Source organism: Actinosynnema pretiosum, from assembly GCF_002354875.1.
GTDB lineage: Bacteria > Actinomycetota > Actinomycetes > Mycobacteriales > Pseudonocardiaceae > Actinosynnema > Actinosynnema auranticum.
Genome location: NZ_CP023445.1, coordinates 3,296,495 through 3,314,299, shown reverse-complemented (window position 1 = coordinate 3,314,299; position 17,805 = coordinate 3,296,495). Strand labels below are relative to the sequence as shown.

14 protein-coding genes are annotated in these 17,805 nt (G+C 73.8%); 8 read left to right on the top strand and 6 right to left on the bottom strand.

The genetic code is table 11. The features are described from left to right. Window positions 1-100 precede the first annotated feature (100 nt). A complete protein-coding gene (locus CNX65_RS35335) occupies window positions 101-745 on the top strand; it encodes a hypothetical protein (protein ID WP_157767647.1) in 645 nt (214 codons plus the stop codon). A gap of 1,114 nt (window positions 746-1,859) precedes the next feature. Here CNX65_RS35335 and CNX65_RS14460 read toward each other — a convergent pair. Then, window positions 1,860-2,555: a YbaB/EbfC family nucleoid-associated protein gene (locus tag CNX65_RS14460; protein WP_232519831.1), complete on the bottom strand. Its 696-nt coding sequence runs from the start codon at window positions 2,553-2,555 to the stop codon at window positions 1,860-1,862. Beyond that, entirely contained in the window at window positions 2,552-2,878 is a 327-nt protein-coding gene (locus CNX65_RS14455) for a type VII secretion target (RefSeq protein WP_096493405.1), read from the bottom strand. Before CNX65_RS14455 ends, CNX65_RS14460 begins: the two co-directional genes overlap by 4 nt. Before the next feature lie 282 nt (window positions 2,879-3,160). Here CNX65_RS14455 and CNX65_RS14450 point away from each other — a divergent pair, with 282 nt between their 5' ends. From CNX65_RS14450 to CNX65_RS14440, 3 genes are all read left to right on the top strand, one after another. Continuing rightward, entirely contained in the window at window positions 3,161-5,890 is a 2,730-nt protein-coding gene (locus CNX65_RS14450) for an exo-rhamnogalacturonan lyase family protein (protein WP_096493403.1), read from the top strand. Window positions 5,891-6,237: 347 nt separating this feature from the next. Continuing rightward, window positions 6,238-8,664 carry a nucleotidyl cyclase domain-containing protein gene (locus tag CNX65_RS14445; RefSeq protein ID WP_157767646.1) on the top strand — a complete coding sequence of 809 codons (2,427 nt, stop codon included), beginning with the start codon at window positions 6,238-6,240 and terminating at the stop codon, window positions 8,662-8,664. A 43-nt stretch (window positions 8,665-8,707) separates the two neighbouring features. After that, window positions 8,708-10,180, top strand: a complete 1,473-nt coding sequence (locus tag CNX65_RS14440; RefSeq protein WP_157767645.1) for an ABC transporter substrate-binding protein — start codon at window positions 8,708-8,710, stop codon at window positions 10,178-10,180. Here CNX65_RS14440 and CNX65_RS14435 read toward each other — a convergent pair. Then, window positions 10,177-10,578, bottom strand: a complete 402-nt coding sequence (locus CNX65_RS14435) for a hypothetical protein (RefSeq protein WP_096493397.1) — start codon at window positions 10,576-10,578, stop codon at window positions 10,177-10,179. The two genes, CNX65_RS14440 and CNX65_RS14435, sit on opposite strands and share 4 nt — an antisense overlap. Before the next feature lie 388 nt (window positions 10,579-10,966). On the opposite strand from CNX65_RS14435, the gene CNX65_RS14430 reads away from it, so the two are divergent. Further along, complete coding sequence (locus tag CNX65_RS14430) at window positions 10,967-11,704, top strand: VOC family protein (RefSeq protein WP_096493395.1); 738 nt, start codon at window positions 10,967-10,969, stop codon at window positions 11,702-11,704. A 22-nt stretch (window positions 11,705-11,726) separates the two neighbouring features. On the opposite strand, the gene CNX65_RS14425 is transcribed toward CNX65_RS14430, so the two are convergent. After that, window positions 11,727-12,287 carry a TetR/AcrR family transcriptional regulator gene (locus CNX65_RS14425; RefSeq protein WP_096493393.1) on the bottom strand — a complete coding sequence of 187 codons (561 nt, stop codon included), beginning with the start codon at window positions 12,285-12,287 and terminating at the stop codon, window positions 11,727-11,729. Window positions 12,288-12,407: 120 nt separating this feature from the next. On the opposite strand from CNX65_RS14425, the gene CNX65_RS14420 reads away from it, so the two are divergent. Further along, window positions 12,408-13,700, top strand: a complete 1,293-nt coding sequence (locus CNX65_RS14420; RefSeq protein WP_232519830.1) for an MFS transporter — start codon at window positions 12,408-12,410, stop codon at window positions 13,698-13,700. A gap of 86 nt (window positions 13,701-13,786) precedes the next feature. Here the strand turns inward: CNX65_RS14420 and CNX65_RS14415 are convergent, their stop codons facing one another. Beyond that, the gene (locus CNX65_RS14415) at window positions 13,787-14,767 is read right to left on the bottom strand and encodes a helix-turn-helix transcriptional regulator (RefSeq protein WP_096493391.1); all 981 of its coding nucleotides are present in this window, start codon (window positions 14,765-14,767) and stop codon (window positions 13,787-13,789) included. Window positions 14,768-14,876: 109 nt separating this feature from the next. Here CNX65_RS14415 and CNX65_RS14410 point away from each other — a divergent pair, with 109 nt between their 5' ends. Then, entirely contained in the window at window positions 14,877-15,596 is a 720-nt protein-coding gene (locus CNX65_RS14410) for an alpha/beta fold hydrolase (protein ID WP_096493389.1), read from the top strand. A 104-nt stretch (window positions 15,597-15,700) separates the two neighbouring features. Here CNX65_RS14410 and CNX65_RS14405 read toward each other — a convergent pair whose 3' ends face one another. After that, window positions 15,701-16,369 (bottom strand): SDR family NAD(P)-dependent oxidoreductase, encoded by a 669-nt coding sequence (locus tag CNX65_RS14405; protein ID WP_232519829.1) that lies wholly within the window; start codon window positions 16,367-16,369, stop codon window positions 15,701-15,703. 318 nt (window positions 16,370-16,687) lie between these two features. Between CNX65_RS14405 and CNX65_RS14400 the strand changes: the two genes are divergently transcribed. Next, window positions 16,688-17,791 (top strand): ABC transporter substrate-binding protein, encoded by a 1,104-nt coding sequence (locus CNX65_RS14400; RefSeq protein ID WP_157767644.1) that lies wholly within the window; start codon window positions 16,688-16,690, stop codon window positions 17,789-17,791. Window positions 17,792-17,805: the final 14 nt, after the last annotated feature.

Below are 17,805 nucleotides of genomic sequence, written 5' to 3'. Positions count from 1 at the left end.
GACGACCGGGGCCGTGACGACCGGGGCTGCGAGGTCAGCGGGGCTCGGGTTCGCGTCGAATGAGGCGGTGCTGGCCGTTCCCGACGCAGGAGCACTTGCGGTGTACGAACCGGCGTTAGTCGTGCCGGAAGGCGCGCTAGCTGGTCCGAAAGAACCTGGGACAGGCGTGTTGACGCCGGGAGCGCTTGCGTTGGAGGAAGTCGCCCCGATCGTGTCAGCGCTGGAGCCGCCAATTCCGAACGAACTGGCGCTGGTCGTGCCAGAATGGGATTCGCTCGCAGCGAATGAACTGGTTCCGGCACCGGCCGTGCCGGACCCCAGGCCGCCCGCGCCGAATGCGCCGGTGGCCGCGCCGAAGTTGGCTCCGTCGGCCTGGTCGAAATTGCGCGTGCCCGCAGCGGTCGGGGTCGCGCCGAATGAGTTGGCGCCCATCGCCGATTCGGCGAACGTTCCTGAACCTGATTGGTCGGCAGGTTCGGCGGCGGTGGTCTGCGGGGTGGCGAACGCGCCTGGGGCGGTGGGTGGTGCGGCGGGGGCGCCTCGGCCTGCGGTCATCGTGCCAGCGTCGAACGTGCCCGTACCGAACGCCGCCGCGTTGGCGCTGTCTGCGGAGAACGGGGTCGCGCTGAAGGTGTTGACGCCCGTGGCGGTGGTGACGAAGGGGTTGGGAACGCCCGGCAGTGTGTCGGCCTGGTTGAAATCAGCCGGGTCGGTATTGGTGGGGGCACCCTTGGGCTGGGGGTAGGTCGGGACGAAGGCGCTTTGGCTCGGGGTGCCTTGGGACAGGCCGGTCTGGAAGAAGCCGCTCTGAGAGGGGACTGCTTCGGGGAGATCGGTCTGGCCGAACGCGCCTTGCGGCTGGCTGCCTTGCCCGAATGTGCCTTGCGGCTGGCTGCCTTGTCCAGGGGAGCCATGGGGCTGGTCGCCCAGCCCGAATGCACCCTGCGGCTGGTCGCCTTGCCCAAAAGAGCCTTGGGGTTGACCGCCCTGCCCGAAAGAGCCTTGCGGCACGGTGCCTTGGCTCTGGGGTGAGCCGCCTTGATTCTGGTGCGAGCCGCCTTGGGCTGAGCCGTTCTGGGAGAACGCGCCTTGGGATGGGCTGGCTTGTGGCGGGTTGTTCTGGGTGAACGTGCCCGGAGTCAGGTCGGCTTGGGTGAAGCCGTTCTGCGTCGGGCGGCTCTGGAACAGACCGCCCTGAGGTAGGGCCCCGCTGAGGCCGCCCTGATCCGAGGCAGCTTGATCCAGGCCGCCTGGGGTGCGGTCGGGCGCGGCAAAGGCGCCCTGGGCGAAAGTGCCTTGGTTTGTCGGGTCCTGGGGAAGGCTGTTCGCGGCTAGGCCGCCGTGGTTCGGGGTGTTCTGGCCGAGCACCTGGCTCAAGCCACCTCGGTCTGGGGCTCCTTGGGCTAGGCCTACCTGCGCGTAACCGCCCTGCGCCGTGACGCCCTGCGCCAAGCCACCCTGCGACAGACCGCCCTGCGCCAAGCTGTCCTGGGACAGGCCGCTATGGCTGAGGTCGGTTTGATCGAACCTGGCCTGGCCGTAACCCGCCTGGCCGTAACCCGCCTGCCCGTGATCAGGGTGGCCGTAGCTGATCTGACCGTGATCGGGTTGGCCGTGATCGGGTTGGCCGTAATCCGGTTGGCCGTAGTCCGGCTGGCCGTGGTTTGCCTGTGCGTAGCTGGCTCGCCCAGCCCCGAACTGGCCAGGGTCGGGGTGGTCGTAGTCGTCCTGGTCTCCCCCGGCTTGCAGGACCCCGCCGTGGCTCAGTGCCGTGCGGTCGTAGGCGGTCTGGGTGTAGGTGGGGGTGTCGTGGTCTGGCCTGGGGTGGGCTGACCGGTCTGGTGGCCAGGGGTACGGGGTCACCACGGGTCGTTCCTGTCGTCGTCATCGGCGTGGGCCGTGGTGTTGGTGGCGCGCGCGTCGTGGAAGTCGGCCAGGTCGTCCGTCGCGGCGAAGCGGGACCGCAGGTTGCCCAGCACCAGGTCCCTGGTCTGCTGGTCCTCGTCGCCGAGGGTGCGCGACATGACGTCGGAGACCTCGTCGGCGATGGTGGCCTGGGCCTGCCTGACGGTGTCCATGACGACCACGGCCAGGTGCTCCAGGGGGATGGTGCGGGCGCGGTCGCCGAACTGGAGGTCCACCAGGCTGCCGTCGGCCTTCACCACGACCTGCACGGCGCCGTCGGGGCTGACCGCGCTCAGGCGCAACTCCTCCGTGCGCTGCCCCGCCTCGCGGTAGCGGTCTGCCTTGTCGGACAGGGCGCGCGACCACTCGGCCATGCGCTCCTCGGCGCCGTCCGCGTCGCCGTTGAACGCCGTGTGCGCCATGCCCGCGCCCGCCAGGCCCCCGCCGCCCATGGCCGCGGCGGCAGCGCTGAAGTTGTCGGCGTCGCCGAACGAGTCGGCGTAGTGGTCGCCCGCGAACATGTCGACGTCGGCCGCGCCGGAGTTGGACGTGGTCGGGCTGGCGAACGCGCCGCCGCCGTCCGACTGGTTGCCGCCGGGCGCGCCGGAACCGCCGGTGGACGAGCCGTAACCGGAGCCGAAGCTGGTCATCGGCCACCGTCCAGGGAGCCGTTGACGAGCCGGGTGAACGGATCGATCGTCTCGTTGTCCTCGTAGTCCGCCGCGGTGCCGCGCACGCCCGCCGCCGACGCGGACACGCCCTCGGTCGCCGCGGTGATCACCTCGCCCACCTGCTCACCCATGGGGGTGACAGCCTTCGGGAGGAACGAGCACAGCGAACCGTAAGCATCGCCGGGCATGGCCGTGTCACCGGCCTTGGCCGCGACGGCGGCCAGCCGGTCCACCAGACCCTCGAGGTGGCTGCCGTGCGCTCTCAGCTCCTCGGGTACGGCCGCGTAACCGCCTGCGCTCATCTGCGCTCTCGTTCCTTCCTCGCGGAACCCGGACCGGGTGGTTCGGCAAAACCGTATCGACGCGCGGGTGCTCTTTCCAGATGGGGTTCGGCACGGGAGGCCCCGACGGGGTTCCGCAGCCCGGACGAGTGGCGGGGTACCGGGGCGGTCACCGCGCGTGAGCAGCCCGGCGAGGGGGTTCCCATGATCGCGCACCGGGGTCCGGCGCGCTTGACGCAGGGTCTCGGGCGGTGGTGCAGTGCCCAGGCAGGAAAGGGCTTTCCACGAGGTGAGGGGACCCGGATGGCATCCGTGCAGCGCCGCACGTTCCTCGGTGGTGTCGCCGCGGGCGCGGCCGGGGCCGCCGCCCCCGGACTCGTGAGCCCGGCGCACGCGACCCAGCCGGGACAGCGGCCGAGCGCCCCGGAGGGCACCGAGGTGCGCTGGTTGGAGGGCACGCCGGAACTGCACGCGGGCGCGGCCTGGGGTGTGCCGTGGCCACGTGGCCAGCACCGCCGCGATCAGACGTTCGCGCTGGTCAGCGCCTCGGGCACGCCGATCCCGGTGCAGACCTGGCCGCTGGCGCTGTGGCCGGACGGCTCGCTCAAGTGGAGCGGTCACGCCGTCGCGGGCGGCACGGCGGTCGAGAGCTGCCGGTTGACGGCGGGCGCGCCCCAGGCCCCCGCGCACCCGGTGGAGGTGCGGGAGGAGCCGAGCAGGCTCGTGGTGCGGACCGGCGACCTGGAGGCGGTGATCACCCGGCGCGGCGCCCACCTGGTGGAACAGGTCTCCAGGGGCGGGCGCGCGGTGCTGCGCCGGGCGCGGCTGGTCTGCCTGCGCGAGGAGTTCGACGAGATCGACGAGGACGCGGCCACGGCGCGCAGGGAGCCGTTCACGAGCAGCGTGCGCTCGGTCAGCGTGGAGCAGCGCGGACCCGTCCGGGCCGTGGTCCGGGTCCAGGGCGTGCACCGGTCGCTGAGCACCGGCCGCGAGTGGCTGCCCTTCACGGTGCGCCTCTACCTCACCGCGGGCTCGGACGCGATCCGCCTCGTGCACACCTTCGTCTGGGACGGCGCCGACGACGACCGGGTGCGCGGGCTGGGCGTCCGGTTCGACGTGCCCCTGCGCGACGCCCCGCACGACCGGCACGTGCGCTTCTCCGGGGACGACGGCGGCCTGGTCCGGGAGGCGGTGCGCGGCATCACCGGCCTGCGCCGCGACCCTGGGGCCCCGGTCCGCGCGGCCCAGGTCGCCGGGCGGGCGCTGCCCCCGGTCGAGACCTGGGACACCAGGGTGAGCGGCAGGCTGAGCCTGATCCCGACGTGGGGCGACTACAGCCTGACCCAGCCGGGCCCGGACGGCTGGCTGCTGCGCAAGCGCACCGCGCCCGGTCACGCGTGGGTGCGGGTGGACGCCGGTCACCGCAACCCCGGCCTGGGCTACGTGGGCGGCGCGTCCGGCGGCCTGGCGGTCGGGCTGCGGGACTTCTGGCAGTCCTGCCCGTCCGGCCTGGACGTGCGGGGCGCGGCCGGTGACACCGCGACGGCGACGGCGTGGCTGTGGTCGCCGGACGCGCCGCCGATGGACCTGCGCTTCTACCACGACGGGCTCGGCATGGACACGTTCGCCGAGCAGCTGGAGGGCCTGCAGATCACCTACGAGGACTACGAGCCGGGCTTCGGCACGCCGCTCGGGATCTCCCGCACCAGCGAGCTGACCCTGTGGGCGGTCGACGCCACCCCGGACGCGGGCCGGCTCGCCGCGATGGCCCGCGCCGCCGCCACCCCGCCGCAGCCGGTGGTGTCCCCGGAGCGGCTGCACGCGGCGCGCGTGTTCGGCGACTGGGCCCCGGTGGACCGCTCGACGCCCGCGCGGGCCGCGATCGAGGACCGGCTGGACTTCCTGTTCGCCCACCACCGCGACCAGGTCGAGCAGCGCCGCTGGTACGGCTTCTGGGACCACGGCGACGTGATGCACACCCAGGACGCCGACCGGCACCAGTGGCGCTACGACGTCGGCGGCTACGCCTGGGACAACTCGGAGCTGTCCACGGACCTGTGGCTGTGGTACCAGTTCCTGCGCTCCGGACGGGCCGACGTGTTCCGGGTGGCCGAGGCGATGACCAGGCACACCGGCGACGTCGACGTCTACCACCTGGGCCGGTGGAAGGGCCTGGGCACCCGGCACAACGTGCAGCACTGGGGGTGCAGCGCCAAGCAGCTGCGGATCAGCACCGCCGCGAACCGCAGGTTCCACCACTACCTCACCACCGACGAGCACACCGGCGACCTGGTGCGGGACCTGGTGGACGCCGACCGGACGTTCGTCGCGCTGGACCCGCTGCGCAAGGTCCGCACCGAGCCGTACGAGCCCGACCCGCGCGCGCTGGCCGTTGGCCTGGGCACGGACTGGGGCGCGCTGGCGGCGGCGTGGCTGACCGAGTGGGAGCGCGACGGCGACCCGGTGGCGCGCCGCAAGCTGCTCGGCACGGCGGAGGACATCGGCGCGCTGCGCAACGGCTTCCTGACCGGCGAGGCGCTGTACGACCTGGAGACCGGGCGGTTCGCGCGGGACCGGGTGGCGATCAGCGTCTCGCACCTGTCGGCGGTGTTCGGGCTGGTCGAGGTGTGCAGCGAGCTGGTCGACCTCGGGGCGGGCGCGGGGTTCGAGCGGGCCTGGCTCCAGTACTGCCGGTTGTACGGGGCGACGCGGGCCGAGCAGCAGGCCGAGGTGGGCGGCTCGTGGGACACCGGGTTCCGGCAGATGCACTCCCGGCTGACCGCGTACGCGGCGGCGCGCACCGGTGACGAGGTGCTGGCGCGGCGGGCGTGGGACGAGTTCTTCGGCGGGCAGGAGGGGTACGGGCCGGGGCTGCCGTGGCGGTCCGAGCGGGTGCCCGCGCCGCTGGCGCACCGGCCGGTGGACGAGGCGGCTTTCGTGTCCACCAACGCCAGCGCGCAGTACGGGTTGGCCGCGATCCAGAACCTGGCGCTGATCGGGCACCTGCTGCCGCCGGACCGCGTCGACCGCTGACCGGTTCTCCTCTGATCGGATTTCTCCCCACCTGGTGGGGCGCCGGTTCCGGCGTCCCACCTTTCGGTTGTCGCCGAATCCGCCGTTTTCCCCTTCCCCGCCGTGGAATTCGGCCCGTGCCGTCTGTTTCCCGCAAGGCGCGGGGCCGGTTGGCGCAGGCGGGGCGGTCGCGCCAACCAAGCGCCAATGCCCCGGCCAGGCGAAAAACGCGCTTTTGCGGGCTTTTCCGGCTTTTCACGGGTCAGATGGCGAGGACAGCGCAGTGCCGCGGTCCGAATCCCGCGCCGGGAGCGGCGCGCGTTCGCGCGGCGGGGGGCGCACTCACACGGGGAGTTCCAGTGGAGCCAGTGGTTTCAGGGGGTCAGGCGGAGGCGGTGCACCGGTCGATCGTCTTCGTGGACATCGCGGGGTCGACGGCGGCCGGGCGGCGGCAGGGCGACAAGGTCAAGATGATCGAGGCGCTGCCGAGGGTGCTGGACGAGGCGGTGTCGGCCACGCGCGCGGGCGCCGCGCAGGTCACGGTGCGCGAGCGCGGGGACGGCGCGCTCATCCTGTTCGACCCGGCGATCCCCAAGGTGCGCCTGGTGACCGAGTTCGCGCGCACGCTCGTGCGGAGCCTGCTGCGCTACAACTCCGGGGCGAGCGAGCAGGCCCGGATGCGGTTGCGGGTCGCGGCGCACCACGGCGAGGTCGTGCCGCTGCCCAACGAGGAGGTCGGGTCGGCGATCGACGAGACCAAGCGGCTGTGCGACGCCCAGCAGGTCAAGGGGAGGCTGCGCGAGTCCAGCTCGGTGCTGGTCCTGGTGGTGTCCAGGGGTTTCTACCAGGAGGTCGTGCGGGGCGACCCCGGTTGCGAGCCGCACCTGTTCGAGGAGTTCGCGGAGATCGTGCAGGGCAAGACCTACCGGGGCTGGATGCGCGCGCAGGGCGAGATGCCCTGGGCGGTGCGGGAGGAGGACCCGCCGCTGATCGCCGTGCCTGCGCAGCCCGAACCGGTCGCGCAGGTTCCCGACGCGCCGCGGGAGCGCGGGCGGCGGTCGCTGCCACAGCTGCGGGAGGACGACGACGACCCGTCGGTGGCGGCGGTCCGGGCGGTGCTGAACCCCGGTGGTCCGGGGCGCGCGACGGCGGTGGTGCTGTTCGGTCCCGCGGGGTCGGGGCGGTCGCGGGCGTTGCGGGTGCTGCGCGGGGAGCTCCTCGCCGGTCACCAGCCGCACGCGCTGATCGCGCTGCCCCGGCACACCCGGCGGCGCGGGCGGGCGGTGCACGAGCTGCTGTTCGTGGTGCTGCTGGAACTGGCCGCGCAGCGCTGGAAGTGGGGGTTCCCCAGGTTCCTCGCCGACTGCGCGGCGATCGCGGCTCCCGCACGGCGCGGTGACGAGGAGCCGCTGCCGGTCGCGCTGGAGCGGTTGCGGGAGCGGCTGGAGGTCCCGGCCCCGGACGGGGTGCTGGCGGGCATCGCGCGCCGGGCGACGCGCGGGCGGTGGCGGCGCGGGCGGGTCGGGGTGGAGGCGCGCGACGAGGTGGCGGCGCTGCTCGGTCTGGACACCGCGCAGGCGCGCGCGGACCTGGACCTGCTGGTGCTGCGGCACTTCCTGGCCGACCTGGACGACGCGCTGCCGGAGCGGGCGCGGCTGCTGGACCCGACCGTGCTGGTCGACGACACGGTGGACCCGACCGCGCTGCTGGTGGCGTGGCGGCGGGCGCGGGAGTGGCGGGAGGACCGGGGGCAGCCGCTGCCGAGGCTGGCGCTGGTCACCACCGGCGAGCGGGACCTGGTGCGCGGGTTGGGGTTGCTCGCCGAGGACGGCGGTCCGGGGCCCCGGCTCGCCGAGGGGCTGGTGGTCCCCGAGCGGCGCAGGGACGTGTCGTCGGTGGCGCTGACCGAGCCGCTGACGGCGTTGCCGGTGCTGGAGCTGACCGAGCGGCAGGTGGACCGGGTGGTGCGCGCGGCGGGCGCGGGCGGGCGCGGCACGGCCGAGGTGGTGCACGCGCTCGCGGCCGGGCACGCGGCGGCGACGCGCGAGCTGGCGCTGGCCGCCGCGCTGCTGGGCGGTGAGGCGGCGACGCCGGACGAGCTGCTGTCCGCGCCGTCGTCGGACGACGTGACCCCGGTGGGCGACCGGGTGCTGAACCTGCTGCTGGACGGGCTGGTCGTGGGGTCGGACGCGCTGGTGGCGTGCGCGGCGGCCAGGACGCTGGACGAGGCGGCGACGCTGATCACCACGAGCGGGCTGCACCCGCGCAGCGACCTGTTCAGCCTGGCGGTGTGGTCGCGCACCGGGCCGGGCGGGGCGGCGGTGATGCACCCGCTGCTGCGGCTGCTCCTGCTGCGCAGGCTGGCGTCCAGACCCGAGGCGGACACCGGCGACTGGTGCTCGGTGTTCGCCGGGCTGGCCAAGCTCGCCGAGCGCAGGGGCGACGAGGCGGGGCGGCTGCACCACCTGCTCGCGGCGGGCGAGGTGGAGGAGGTGGTGTGGCGCGTGGAGGAGAGCTTGGAGCGCGACGGCGGGGAGGCGTGGTTGGACGTGGTGCGGGTGGTGACGACGAGCCCGCTTCGGCCCGGCGCGGACGTTCGGGCGCAGCGCGATTCGCCGGTGCGCTCGGTGCTCCTGCAGTGGCAGGCGGCGAACGACCCGCACCGGGCCGCGCACCGGCGCGAGCACCACTCGCGGGTGGCCACCGGTCTGCGCGAGGTGGCGGCGCGGAGCAGGGACGGGCACCTGGCGTTCCGCCGGGCGATCAGGGAGCACGAGGAGAGGGCCGACCGCTGAGCTCTTCTTGTTGGGGAGCAACGGATTGACAGGGGGCAGGAACGTGGCGATACCCGATTCCCGAGCTTGGTGGCACAAGCCGAAGCTGGTCGGCGCGGCCGTGGTCGGCGTGCTGGCCCTTGCGGCGGGCGTGGTGGTGGGGGTCCGCGCGATGCCGGTGGACTGCGGCGGGCGGGACGAGCTGGTGCTCGTGGACGAGCAGTGCGTCGGGGTCGCGGACGCCGACAGCGGCTTCGACTTCGGGCGGCCGGAGTACGCGGACGTGGTGCGGACGATCCGGGAGCAGAACGCGGCGGTGGCCGATGAGCCGACCGCGGTGAGCGTCGTGGTGCTGCTGGCGATGACGCCAGGGCAGGAGAGCTTCGAGCTGGCGGAGCAGGTCCGGCACGACGCGCTCGGGGCGGCGCGGGCGCAGCTGGTGCACAACTCGAGCGACAGCACGCCGAAGCTGAAGCTGTTACTGGCCAACGCGGGCGACCGGTTCGAGCACTGGGCGGAGGTGGTCGGGCGGATCGACGCCAGGCAGGCCGCCCCCGACCGGGTCGTCGCGGTCACCGGCCTGGGGCAGAGCCTGGAGACCGTGCACCGGGCGGCGAGGGCGTTGTCCGGGAAGAAGATCCCGATGGTCTCCTCGTCGTTGACCTCGGACGAGTTCAACGACGTCAGGGGACTGCTGCGACCGGCGCCCAGCAACCGCGCCCAGGGCGGGGCCGCCGCCGAGTGGGCGTTCGACCGGATCGAGGAAAACGAGCCCACCGCGGTGCTGGTGGTCGACAAGAACGAGGGGGACAAGTACCCGGCGAGCCTGGCGGAGGGTTTCCAGAGCAGGATCGAGCAGCTCGGCGGGAAGGTCGGCGAGCGGGTGAGCTACGACTCCAGCGCGCCCATCGGGACGACCATCGTGGTGCTGGAGTCGACCCTGGAGGCGATCTGCGCGCCGGAGGTCGACGTGGTGTACTTCGCGGGCCGGGGGAGGGACCTGGCGCTGCTGGTGGAACGGCTGGCCTTGGACCGCTGCGGGTCCGGGGAGCGGCTCGTGCTGACCGGTGACGACAGCCTGACCGAGAGCCAGCTGGGCGAGGCGCGGTTCCAGTCCGCGCTGAGGGGCAGCGGAGTCCGGATCGTCGCCACGAGCCTGGCGGTGACCGGCCTGGACGCGCTGCGGAGGAGCACGCCGGGCACCAACCGGTACCTGGTCGACCAGTTCATCGGCGGCGCGGGCGGCGTGCCCGAGCTGGACCGCGCGGCGCTGGGCGACGACGGGACCGTGCTGTCCTACGACGCGGTGTGGACCGTGGCGAAGGCGGCGGGCAAGGTGTCGCAGCAGGATGAGATGAGCGCGTCGGCGGTCGGCGGGATGTTCGACGCCCTCCGGAACGACGACGGTTTCGCCGGCGTCAGCGGGCTGCTGTCCTACGGCGAGGACGGGAGCGCGACCGGGAAGGTGGTGCCGCTGCTGGAGATCACGCCCGACGGCGAGCCGGATCTCGTGTTCCCGGAGTTGCCCGGCTCCTAGCGGGTCCTGGTCGACCGCTTCGGCGGGGACGGCTTGCGCTTGGTGGTGGACTTAGCGGCCGTGCGGGACCTGGTGGCGGGCTTGGGCTTCACGGCGGTCTTCGCGCGGGGCTTCCCGCGGCGGCGCGGGGCCGCGCCGCGCTGGGCGGCGGCGGTCATGTCGTCGACCTCGCGCGGCGCGCGCTTGCGCGGGGTCCGGCGCCTGCTGTCCAGGAAGTCGGCCAGCCACAGCTGCGCGCGGACCACCAGGTACCACAGGCCGCACAGCAGGACGGCCAGCGCGGCGGCGAGGCCGATGGTGGTGACGGGGTCGTCGATGGCGGACGGCAGCACGGGAACGACCAGCAGGGCCAGGAAAGCCATGCCCAGGAGCAGGCCCAGCCCCTTGATGTTCGCCATCTCCACTCCCCGACCACGCCGTCCGAGGTCCGCCGCGCGGGGACCGTCCACCGACCCGCGCCGCGCCCGTGACGGCCGGGACGACCACCACAAGATCAAAATCTCACACCCCTGCCCCCGGCCGCCACCGCCCCGGCCGAGATCACGCACCACCCCGGTGCGCGCTTCGGCACACCGAAGCCTCCGGGTCGCGTCGCGCGAGCACGCGCATCGAGTCGCTTGTGGACGGTGGCGGGCGGGCACGCGCGCGACGGCCGGGTCGAGCGGCCACCGCGTGAGGGCGCCTCACAAGAGCGGGAGCTGAATCGATTCCCATGTGCGTGCGAGGGCTTTCCCTTGCCAGACTCCGCTTCCGTCCCCCTTCGCGAGACCCGTGAGGAGCACTGCCGTGCCCGAGGAGAGCGTTCGACCGAACGAGACGACCGTCCCGCTGCTGCCCTGCACGTCGGCCGAGGAGACCCTGGCGTTCTGGCGCGCGCTGGGGTTCGAGACCGCCTACGAGCAGACGCGGCCCTACCTGTACCTGGTGTTCACCTGGAGCGGGATAGCGCTGCACTACGCGAAGGCGCCGGAAGTCGTGGACCCCGCGAAGGAGAACGCCGGTGGTTGCCTGGTGATGGTGGACGCGGTGGCCCCGTACCACGCGTCGTTCACCGCGGCGCTGCGCGCGGCGCGCGGGAAGGCGCCGTCGACGGGGGTGCCGAGGATCACGCGGTACCGGCGGGGCGCGTCGCGGTTCACCGTCGTGGACCCGTCGGGGAACTCGCTGGTCTTCATCCAGCGCGACGAGCCCGAGGTGGAGTACGGCGGGTCGTCCTCGTTGGCGGGGCTGGCGAAGGTGCTCGACAACGCGCGGGTGCTGAGCGAGTTCAAGCAGGACCCGAAGGCCGCGTTCCGGGCGCTGAACTCGGGGCTGAAGCGGCACGGCGACGGGGCGCCCGCCGTGGAGCGGGCGGTGGCGCTGGGGATGCTGATCGACCTCGCGGAGGGCGCGGGCACGCGGGAGCGGGTGCCGGAGTGGGGGCGGCTGCTCGGCGGGCTGGAGCTGACCGGGCCGGAGCGGGAGCGGGTGCTGGACGCGGTGGCGGACCGGGACCTCGTGGCGGGGTGGCTGCCGCGGGGGTGACGCGGCGGGTGGCGGCGGGGGTTCAGCCCTCGCCGTGCCCCAGCGCCGCCATGGCCGTGGCGACGATCCGGTCGCGCCACTGCTCCTGGGCACCGAGCTGCACCGCGGCCAGGGTGATCGACATCAGGCCCGCGGTCGCCACGCCGAGCCGGATGAACCGGGTCACGTCGTAGTCCTCCGGGTCCACGCAGAAGATCGCCAGCATGGCCCGGCCCATCTCGACGAACTCCTCCTGGTCCACCGGGCCGCTGTCCATGCCCGCGCTGATCGAGAGCATGGACAGGCCGGGCCAGTCGATCGTGAACTGGACCGAGCCGACGATGGCGGCGCGGTCGCGCTCCTCCCCCGGCGGCAGGTGGTCGATCCGCGCCAGCAGGGCGCGCGTCTCGGCGTTCCCGCGCTCCAGCACCGCCCGGTAGAGGGCCTTCTTGCTCGGGTAGTGGTGCAGGAGCCCGGCCTTCGTGTAGCCGACCGCGTCGGCGAGCTGCTGGAGCGAGGTGTGCTCGAAGCCGTGCCGGGCGAAGAGCCTCGCCGCCGAGTCGATGATCTCCGCGTCGAGCTCGTGCTTGGTCGGCCTCGGCATCGGACCAGGCTAACACCGCCGCCTACCGGTTCGGTTTGCGACCTACCACATCGGTAGGCCACCTACCATCTTGGTAGATTGCCTACCGGTTCGGTAGGTGAACGAGGGATGGTGGGGACCGTGCGACGCGACGTCGTGGTGTACCTGGGTTCGTACGGGTTGGGACTGCTGGGCAACACCATCGGCGGGGTCGTGCTGCCGCTGCTGGTGCTCGCCCGGACGGGTGACGTGCTGGCGGCCGGGCTGCTGGCCACGACCTCGGCGGCGGCCTCGGCGGTGGTCGGGGTGCTCGCCGGGGTGCTGGTCGACCGGTTCAACCGGCGCACGGTGTCGGTGGTCGCCACCGCGCTGTCCGCGCTGTCGGTCGCCGCGCTGCCCGTGGTCGACGCCCTGCGGGGTCTCGACCTGGGCTGGTTCCTGGTGCTCGGCGTGCTCGGCGCCCTGGTCGACGCGCCCGGCATGACCGCGCACGAGGTGCTGCTGCCCAACCTGGTCCGCGACCAGCCCAAGACCGCGCTCGACCGGCTCGTCGCCACCCGCGAGGCGCTGGCCGGGGTGCTGGTGCTCGCCGGTCCCGGCATCGGCGGGCTGCTGGTGTGGCTGCTCGGGGCGTCGTCCGCGCTGCTGTGGATCACGGCGGGCACGAGCGCGCTCGCCGCGCTGCTGACGCTCGCCCTCGACCCGCGGGCGGGCGAGGTGACGCCGGGCGAGGGGTCGTTGCCGCGCCGAGCCGGGGCTGACCTGGTGGTGTCCTGGCGGTTCATGGCCCGCAACCGGGTGCTGCTGGGCAGCACCGTCGTGTCCGCGGTGTTCGTCGCGGTGCTGACCGCGCTGCAGACCACGGTCATGCCCGCGTACTTCACCCGCGAGGAGCTGCCGGGGCTGACCGGGTTGACGCTGAGCGCGCTCGCGGCGGGCGGGATCGTCGGGTCCGCGGTGTACGCGGCGGCGGCGGGACGGGTGACGCGGCGGGCGTGGTTCGTGGTCGGGATGGTCGGCACGGCGCTCGGGACCGGGCTGATCGGCGCGATGATCTCGCCGTGGGCGGTGCTCGGCGGCGCGGCGCTGCTGGGGGCAGCCAACGGGCCGATCGGGGCGGTGCTGGGGGTGCTGGCGATCGAGGTGACGCCGGACGAGCTGCGGGGGCGGGTGATCGGGGCGCAGAACTCGCTGCTGCTGGCCGCGCCCGCGCTGACCACCGCGCCGATCGCGGCGGTGGCCGCCGGGGCCGGGCTGGAGGTGGCGGGGGCGCTGGTGGCCGGGGTGCTGGTGGTGACGGCGCTGGTGGCGCTGGGGTTGCCGGTGTTCCGGACGCTGGACGATCCGGTGCGCTCGGGTGGGGACGGGGACGCGGGGGCCGTGGGCAGGGGCGGAGTTGCGGACCGGGACAGCGCGACGGTGGACGGGGGCTGAACGGGGCCGCGGGGTGAAGCCGCGGACGAGGTCTGCGGGCTCGGGCGCGTGGTCGTGCTCGGGGCGTCGTGCGGGGTCCGGGTGCGCTACCGGGGCGTCTGCGGGGTGTCGTCCGGTTTCAGGGCCGCCGCGAAGCGGGTCGCGACGGTGGCGACGGCGGCCCGCAGCTCGTCGCCGCCCTCGACCCGGAAGTCGAAGGGCACGGTCGCGAGGTACTCCTGCGCGTACATCGCCGGGTTGCTCGTGCTGCCGACGAGCACGCACCCGCTCCCCCGCGCCTCCAGCCTGCCCATGGACGGGCGCACCCACTCGGCGACCTCGGGCAGCGGGGCGTCGAAGCGGACCCTGGTGGGGAACTCCCAGCCCGTGCCCAGGTTCTCCTCCAGCACGGCCACCGGGTCCAGGTCCGCCGGTGGCCGGGACGGGGTTCGGGTCGGGGTGATCGCGCGGACGCGGTCGACGCGGTAGGTGCGGATCGCGTCGGCGTGGTGCGAGTGGCACAGCAGGTACCAGCGGCCGTGCCTGACGACGACCGCCCACGGGTCCACCTCGGTCTCCCAGCGGCGGCCCCCCGCGCTCTCGTAGGCGATGACCACCCGGTTGCCCTCGGCGATGGCGGTGACGAGGGCGCTGGTGGTGGCCGGGTCGACGGTGGCGCGCGACCGGTCGGGCGCGGTGGAGGCGTGCGCGCGCAGCGCCGCCGCCTGCCGCGCGACCTGCTCGGGCAGGGCCCGGATGACGCGGTCCAGCGCCGCGCCGACCGGGTCGCCCGCGCTGGTGGCGGTCGGGTGGCCGTCCAGGACGGCCATGACCAGGCCCAGCGCCTCGTCCTGGGTGAACGCGACCGGGGGCAGGCGCGCGCCGCGCCGGATGCGGTAGCCGCCGTGCGGGCCGCGCTCGGACTCGACCGGCACGCCGGCCTCGCGCAGGACGCCGACGTAGCGGCGGGCGGCCCGCTCGGTGACGCCGAGCCGGTCGGCGAGCTGCCGGGCGGTGGTCGTGCCGCGGAGCTGGAGCAGCTCCAGGGCGAGCAGCGCGCGAGCGGTGGGGCTGGTGTCGCTCGGCATCCGGCGAGGCTAGATCAACCCCTTCGGTGAACAGGAAGCGGATCGTCCGGAATCGCCCTTACGGTTCGGGCCGTAGTGCCGAAGGTCCACCGCTGTGAGGGGAACGCCGATGGATGTGCTGCTGATCGCCGGGCTGTGGTTGCACGGGTCCGCGTGGGACGAGGTCGCGGCCGAGCTGCGGGCGCTGGGGCACCGGCCGGTGCCGCTGGTGCTGCCCGGCCAGGGGATCGGGGACGGGACGGCCACGCTGGAGGACCAGGTGGCCGCGGTGGTGGCGGCCGTGGACGCGGCGGAGCGACCGCTGGTGGTGGGGCACTCGGCGGCGAGCAGCCTGGCCTGGCTGGCGGCGGACGCGCGGCCGGGCGCGGTGGCCGGGGCGGTGCTCGTCGGCGGGTTCCCCGTGGCCGACGGCGGGACCTACACCAGCGGGTTCGAGGTGCGGGACGGGGCGGTGCCGTTCCCCGGCTGGGACGTGTTCGAGGGGCCGGACAGCGCGGACCTGGACGCCGAGGCCCGGCGGGAGATCGAGGAGGGCGCGATCCCGGTGCCCGAGGGGGTGGCGCTGGGGGTGGTGCGGCTGCGCGACGAGCGGCGGTTCGCCGTGCCGGTCGTGGTGGTGTGCCCGGAGTTCGGGGTGGACGACGCGCGGAAGTGGATCGCGGACGGGGACGTGCCGGAGCTGGCTCGGGCGCGGCGGGTGGAGTTCGTGGACGTCGACTCCGGGCACTGGCCGATGCGGACGCGGCCGGTGGAGCTGGCCCGGATCCTGGCCGAGGTCGCCGGGAGCAGCGGGAGTGCCGGGGACACTGGGGCCACCGGGAAGCGCTGAGCCGGCCCGGGGGCGGCGCGCGTCCCGCACGGGCCGAGGTCGGCGGTCCGGCTCAGCGGCGGAGGGCGGCGACCGGGGTCAGCGGCCCTGGTCAGCGGCCTGGGTCAGCGGCGGAGGGCGGTGAGCAGGCGCAGCGCGGTGGCCGCCACCGCCATCCTGCGCGGGCGGGAGAGCACGGCGGGGCGGGTGCGCAGGCAGCGGAGCAGGGCGTCCACGGCCTCGTCCACGGTGAGCAGCGCCGGTTTCGCCGGGGACTTCGCCATCTTGGTGTCGACGAAGCCGAACCGGACGCAGGTGACCGCCACCCCGGTGCCGCGCGCGGCCCCGGCCAGGCCGCGCAGGTACGAGGTCATGCCCGCCTTGGACGCGGCGTAGCCGGGCGCCTGCGGGGAGATCAGCGCGTCGGCGAGGCTGGACAGGCCGATCAGGTGACCGGCGCCCGCCGCGAGCATGTCGGGCAGCACGACCTCGGCGGTGCGGGCCAGGCCGAGGAGGTTGACCTCCAGGGCCCTGGTCTGCGGGGCCAGGTCGGGCAGCTCCAGGAGGTCGCCGACGCCCGCCGCGTACACGCACAGGTCCACGTGACCGATCTCGGCGAGCAGGGCCGGGTAGCCGGGATCGGTGACGTCGCGGGTGTGGTGCGCGTAGGCGGGGTGCTCGACGGGAGCGGCTCGGCGGGACAGGCCGACCACCTGCCAGCCGTCCGCGAGCAGCCTCCTGCTCAGCGCCAGGCCGATGCCGTCGCTGTTGCCGATCACGAGCGCGCGTGCCACAGGCGGCAGGGTAGCTGCCGCCACCGATGCTACCGGCGCTGTGCCCCCGATCACAGGGCGCGGCGGCGCGCGACTCGTGCGGTTCACCCGTGCGTGACATCACCCTGCCACGCGGGTGCGGGAGTGACGACAGCGTTTCCGCAGCTTATCGGCTTGCCACCTAGCTCACGCGACGTTCGGCCGCCAGCTCTCTCACCCTTTGAGATGAACCCGGTTCACCCTTGTTCGCATACGAATTCGTATGCGAAGTTCCCCTCGGGCGGCTCGCCGTCCCCCGCCGTCCGTCGCGCACGGCTGGGTGTCCCGAGGAGGTCCGGCATGAACAACTTCTCCCCGTCCCGGCGGAGCTTCCTCCGCGCGACGGCCTTCGCGGGCCTCGCGGCGGGCCTGGCCGCCTGCGGCACGCCGGGCGGCTCGTCCCCGTCCTCGCCGTCGGGGGCCACGAAGCTGACGATGTTCCACTGGGCGGGCGCGCAGGGCACGGTGCCCAAGCAGGTCGGCGAGGCGTTCGCCAAGGCCAACGGCGTCGACCTGAGCTACATCGAGGGCACCAACGCCGACACCTTCCCCAAGCTGGTGTCGTCGGTGCAGATCAACCCGGACAACCCGCTGCTGAACCTCGGCTTCTTCAACCCGCAGAGCTTCGCGCAGGGCAGCGCCAGCGACCTGTGGCTGCCGGTGCCGGACTCGGTCACCAACGCCGACAAGGTCAACAGCGCCTACCGGATCGCCGACCGCAAGGGCGCGTACCTGGTCATGGACGCGATGGGCCTGGTGTACAGCAAGAAAGCCTTCCCGGACGGTCCGCCCAAGAGCTGGATGGAGCTGTTCGACAGCGCCCACAAGGGCAAGGTGACCACCTGGGACGCGCCGTCGTTCAGCGTCAACGCGCTCCCGGTGATCTCCAAGCTCAACGGCGGCAGCGAGGCGGACTTCCAGCCCGGCATCGACGTGTTCGGCCGGGCCGCGCGCGACGGCCAGTTCCGGGGCTTCATCTCCTCGCTGGACGCCCTGCGCCAGCAGCTGGTCTCCGGCGAGGTCGTGATCGCCCCCGGCTTCCAGGGCGTGGCCGAGCCGTGGATCAAGGCGGGCGACCCCATCGGGTTCGCGGTGCCCGAGGAGGGCGTGATGGCGTTCCCCGAGGGCTTCCAGATCGTCAAGGGCTCCACGGACGCGCAGGTGCAGGCCGCCGCGAAGCTGATGAACGACCTGTTCGACCCGGCGCGGGTGAGCGCGTACTGCGCCGCCACGGGCACGATCCCGCTGGTGGACGGCGCGACCCTGGCCCCCGAGCACGCCGACCGCCCGAGCTTCCAGCTGTCCACTGTGGAGGGTGCGATCAAGCTGGACTGGAACGCGCTGGTCGGCAGCCTCAAGGACGCCACGACCGCGTGGAACAACGACGTCAAGGCCAACATCTGACATGACGGGCGCCC

Bases quoted from the DNA above. Each gene is read 5' to 3' on its own strand.
- CNX65_RS14415 (WP_096493391.1), bottom strand. From the start codon at position 14,767: ATGCCGAGCGACACCAGCCCCACCGCTCGCGCGCTGCTCGCCCTGGAG.
- CNX65_RS14400 (WP_157767644.1), top strand. From the start codon at position 16,688: ATGAACAACTTCTCCCCGTCCCGGCGGAGCTTCCTCCGCGCGACGGCC.
- CNX65_RS14450 (WP_096493403.1), top strand. From the start codon at position 3,161: ATGGCATCCGTGCAGCGCCGCACGTTCCTCGGTGGTGTCGCCGCGGGC.
- CNX65_RS14410 (WP_096493389.1), top strand. From the start codon at position 14,877: ATGGATGTGCTGCTGATCGCCGGGCTGTGGTTGCACGGGTCCGCGTGG.
- CNX65_RS14425 (WP_096493393.1), bottom strand. From the start codon at position 12,287: ATGCCGAGGCCGACCAAGCACGAGCTCGACGCGGAGATCATCGACTCG.
- CNX65_RS14455 (WP_096493405.1), bottom strand. From the start codon at position 2,878: ATGAGCGCAGGCGGTTACGCGGCCGTACCCGAGGAGCTGAGAGCGCAC.
- CNX65_RS14460 (WP_232519831.1), bottom strand. From the start codon at position 2,555: ATGACCAGCTTCGGCTCCGGTTACGGCTCGTCCACCGGCGGTTCCGGC.
- CNX65_RS14435 (WP_096493397.1), bottom strand. From the start codon at position 10,578: ATGGCGAACATCAAGGGGCTGGGCCTGCTCCTGGGCATGGCTTTCCTG.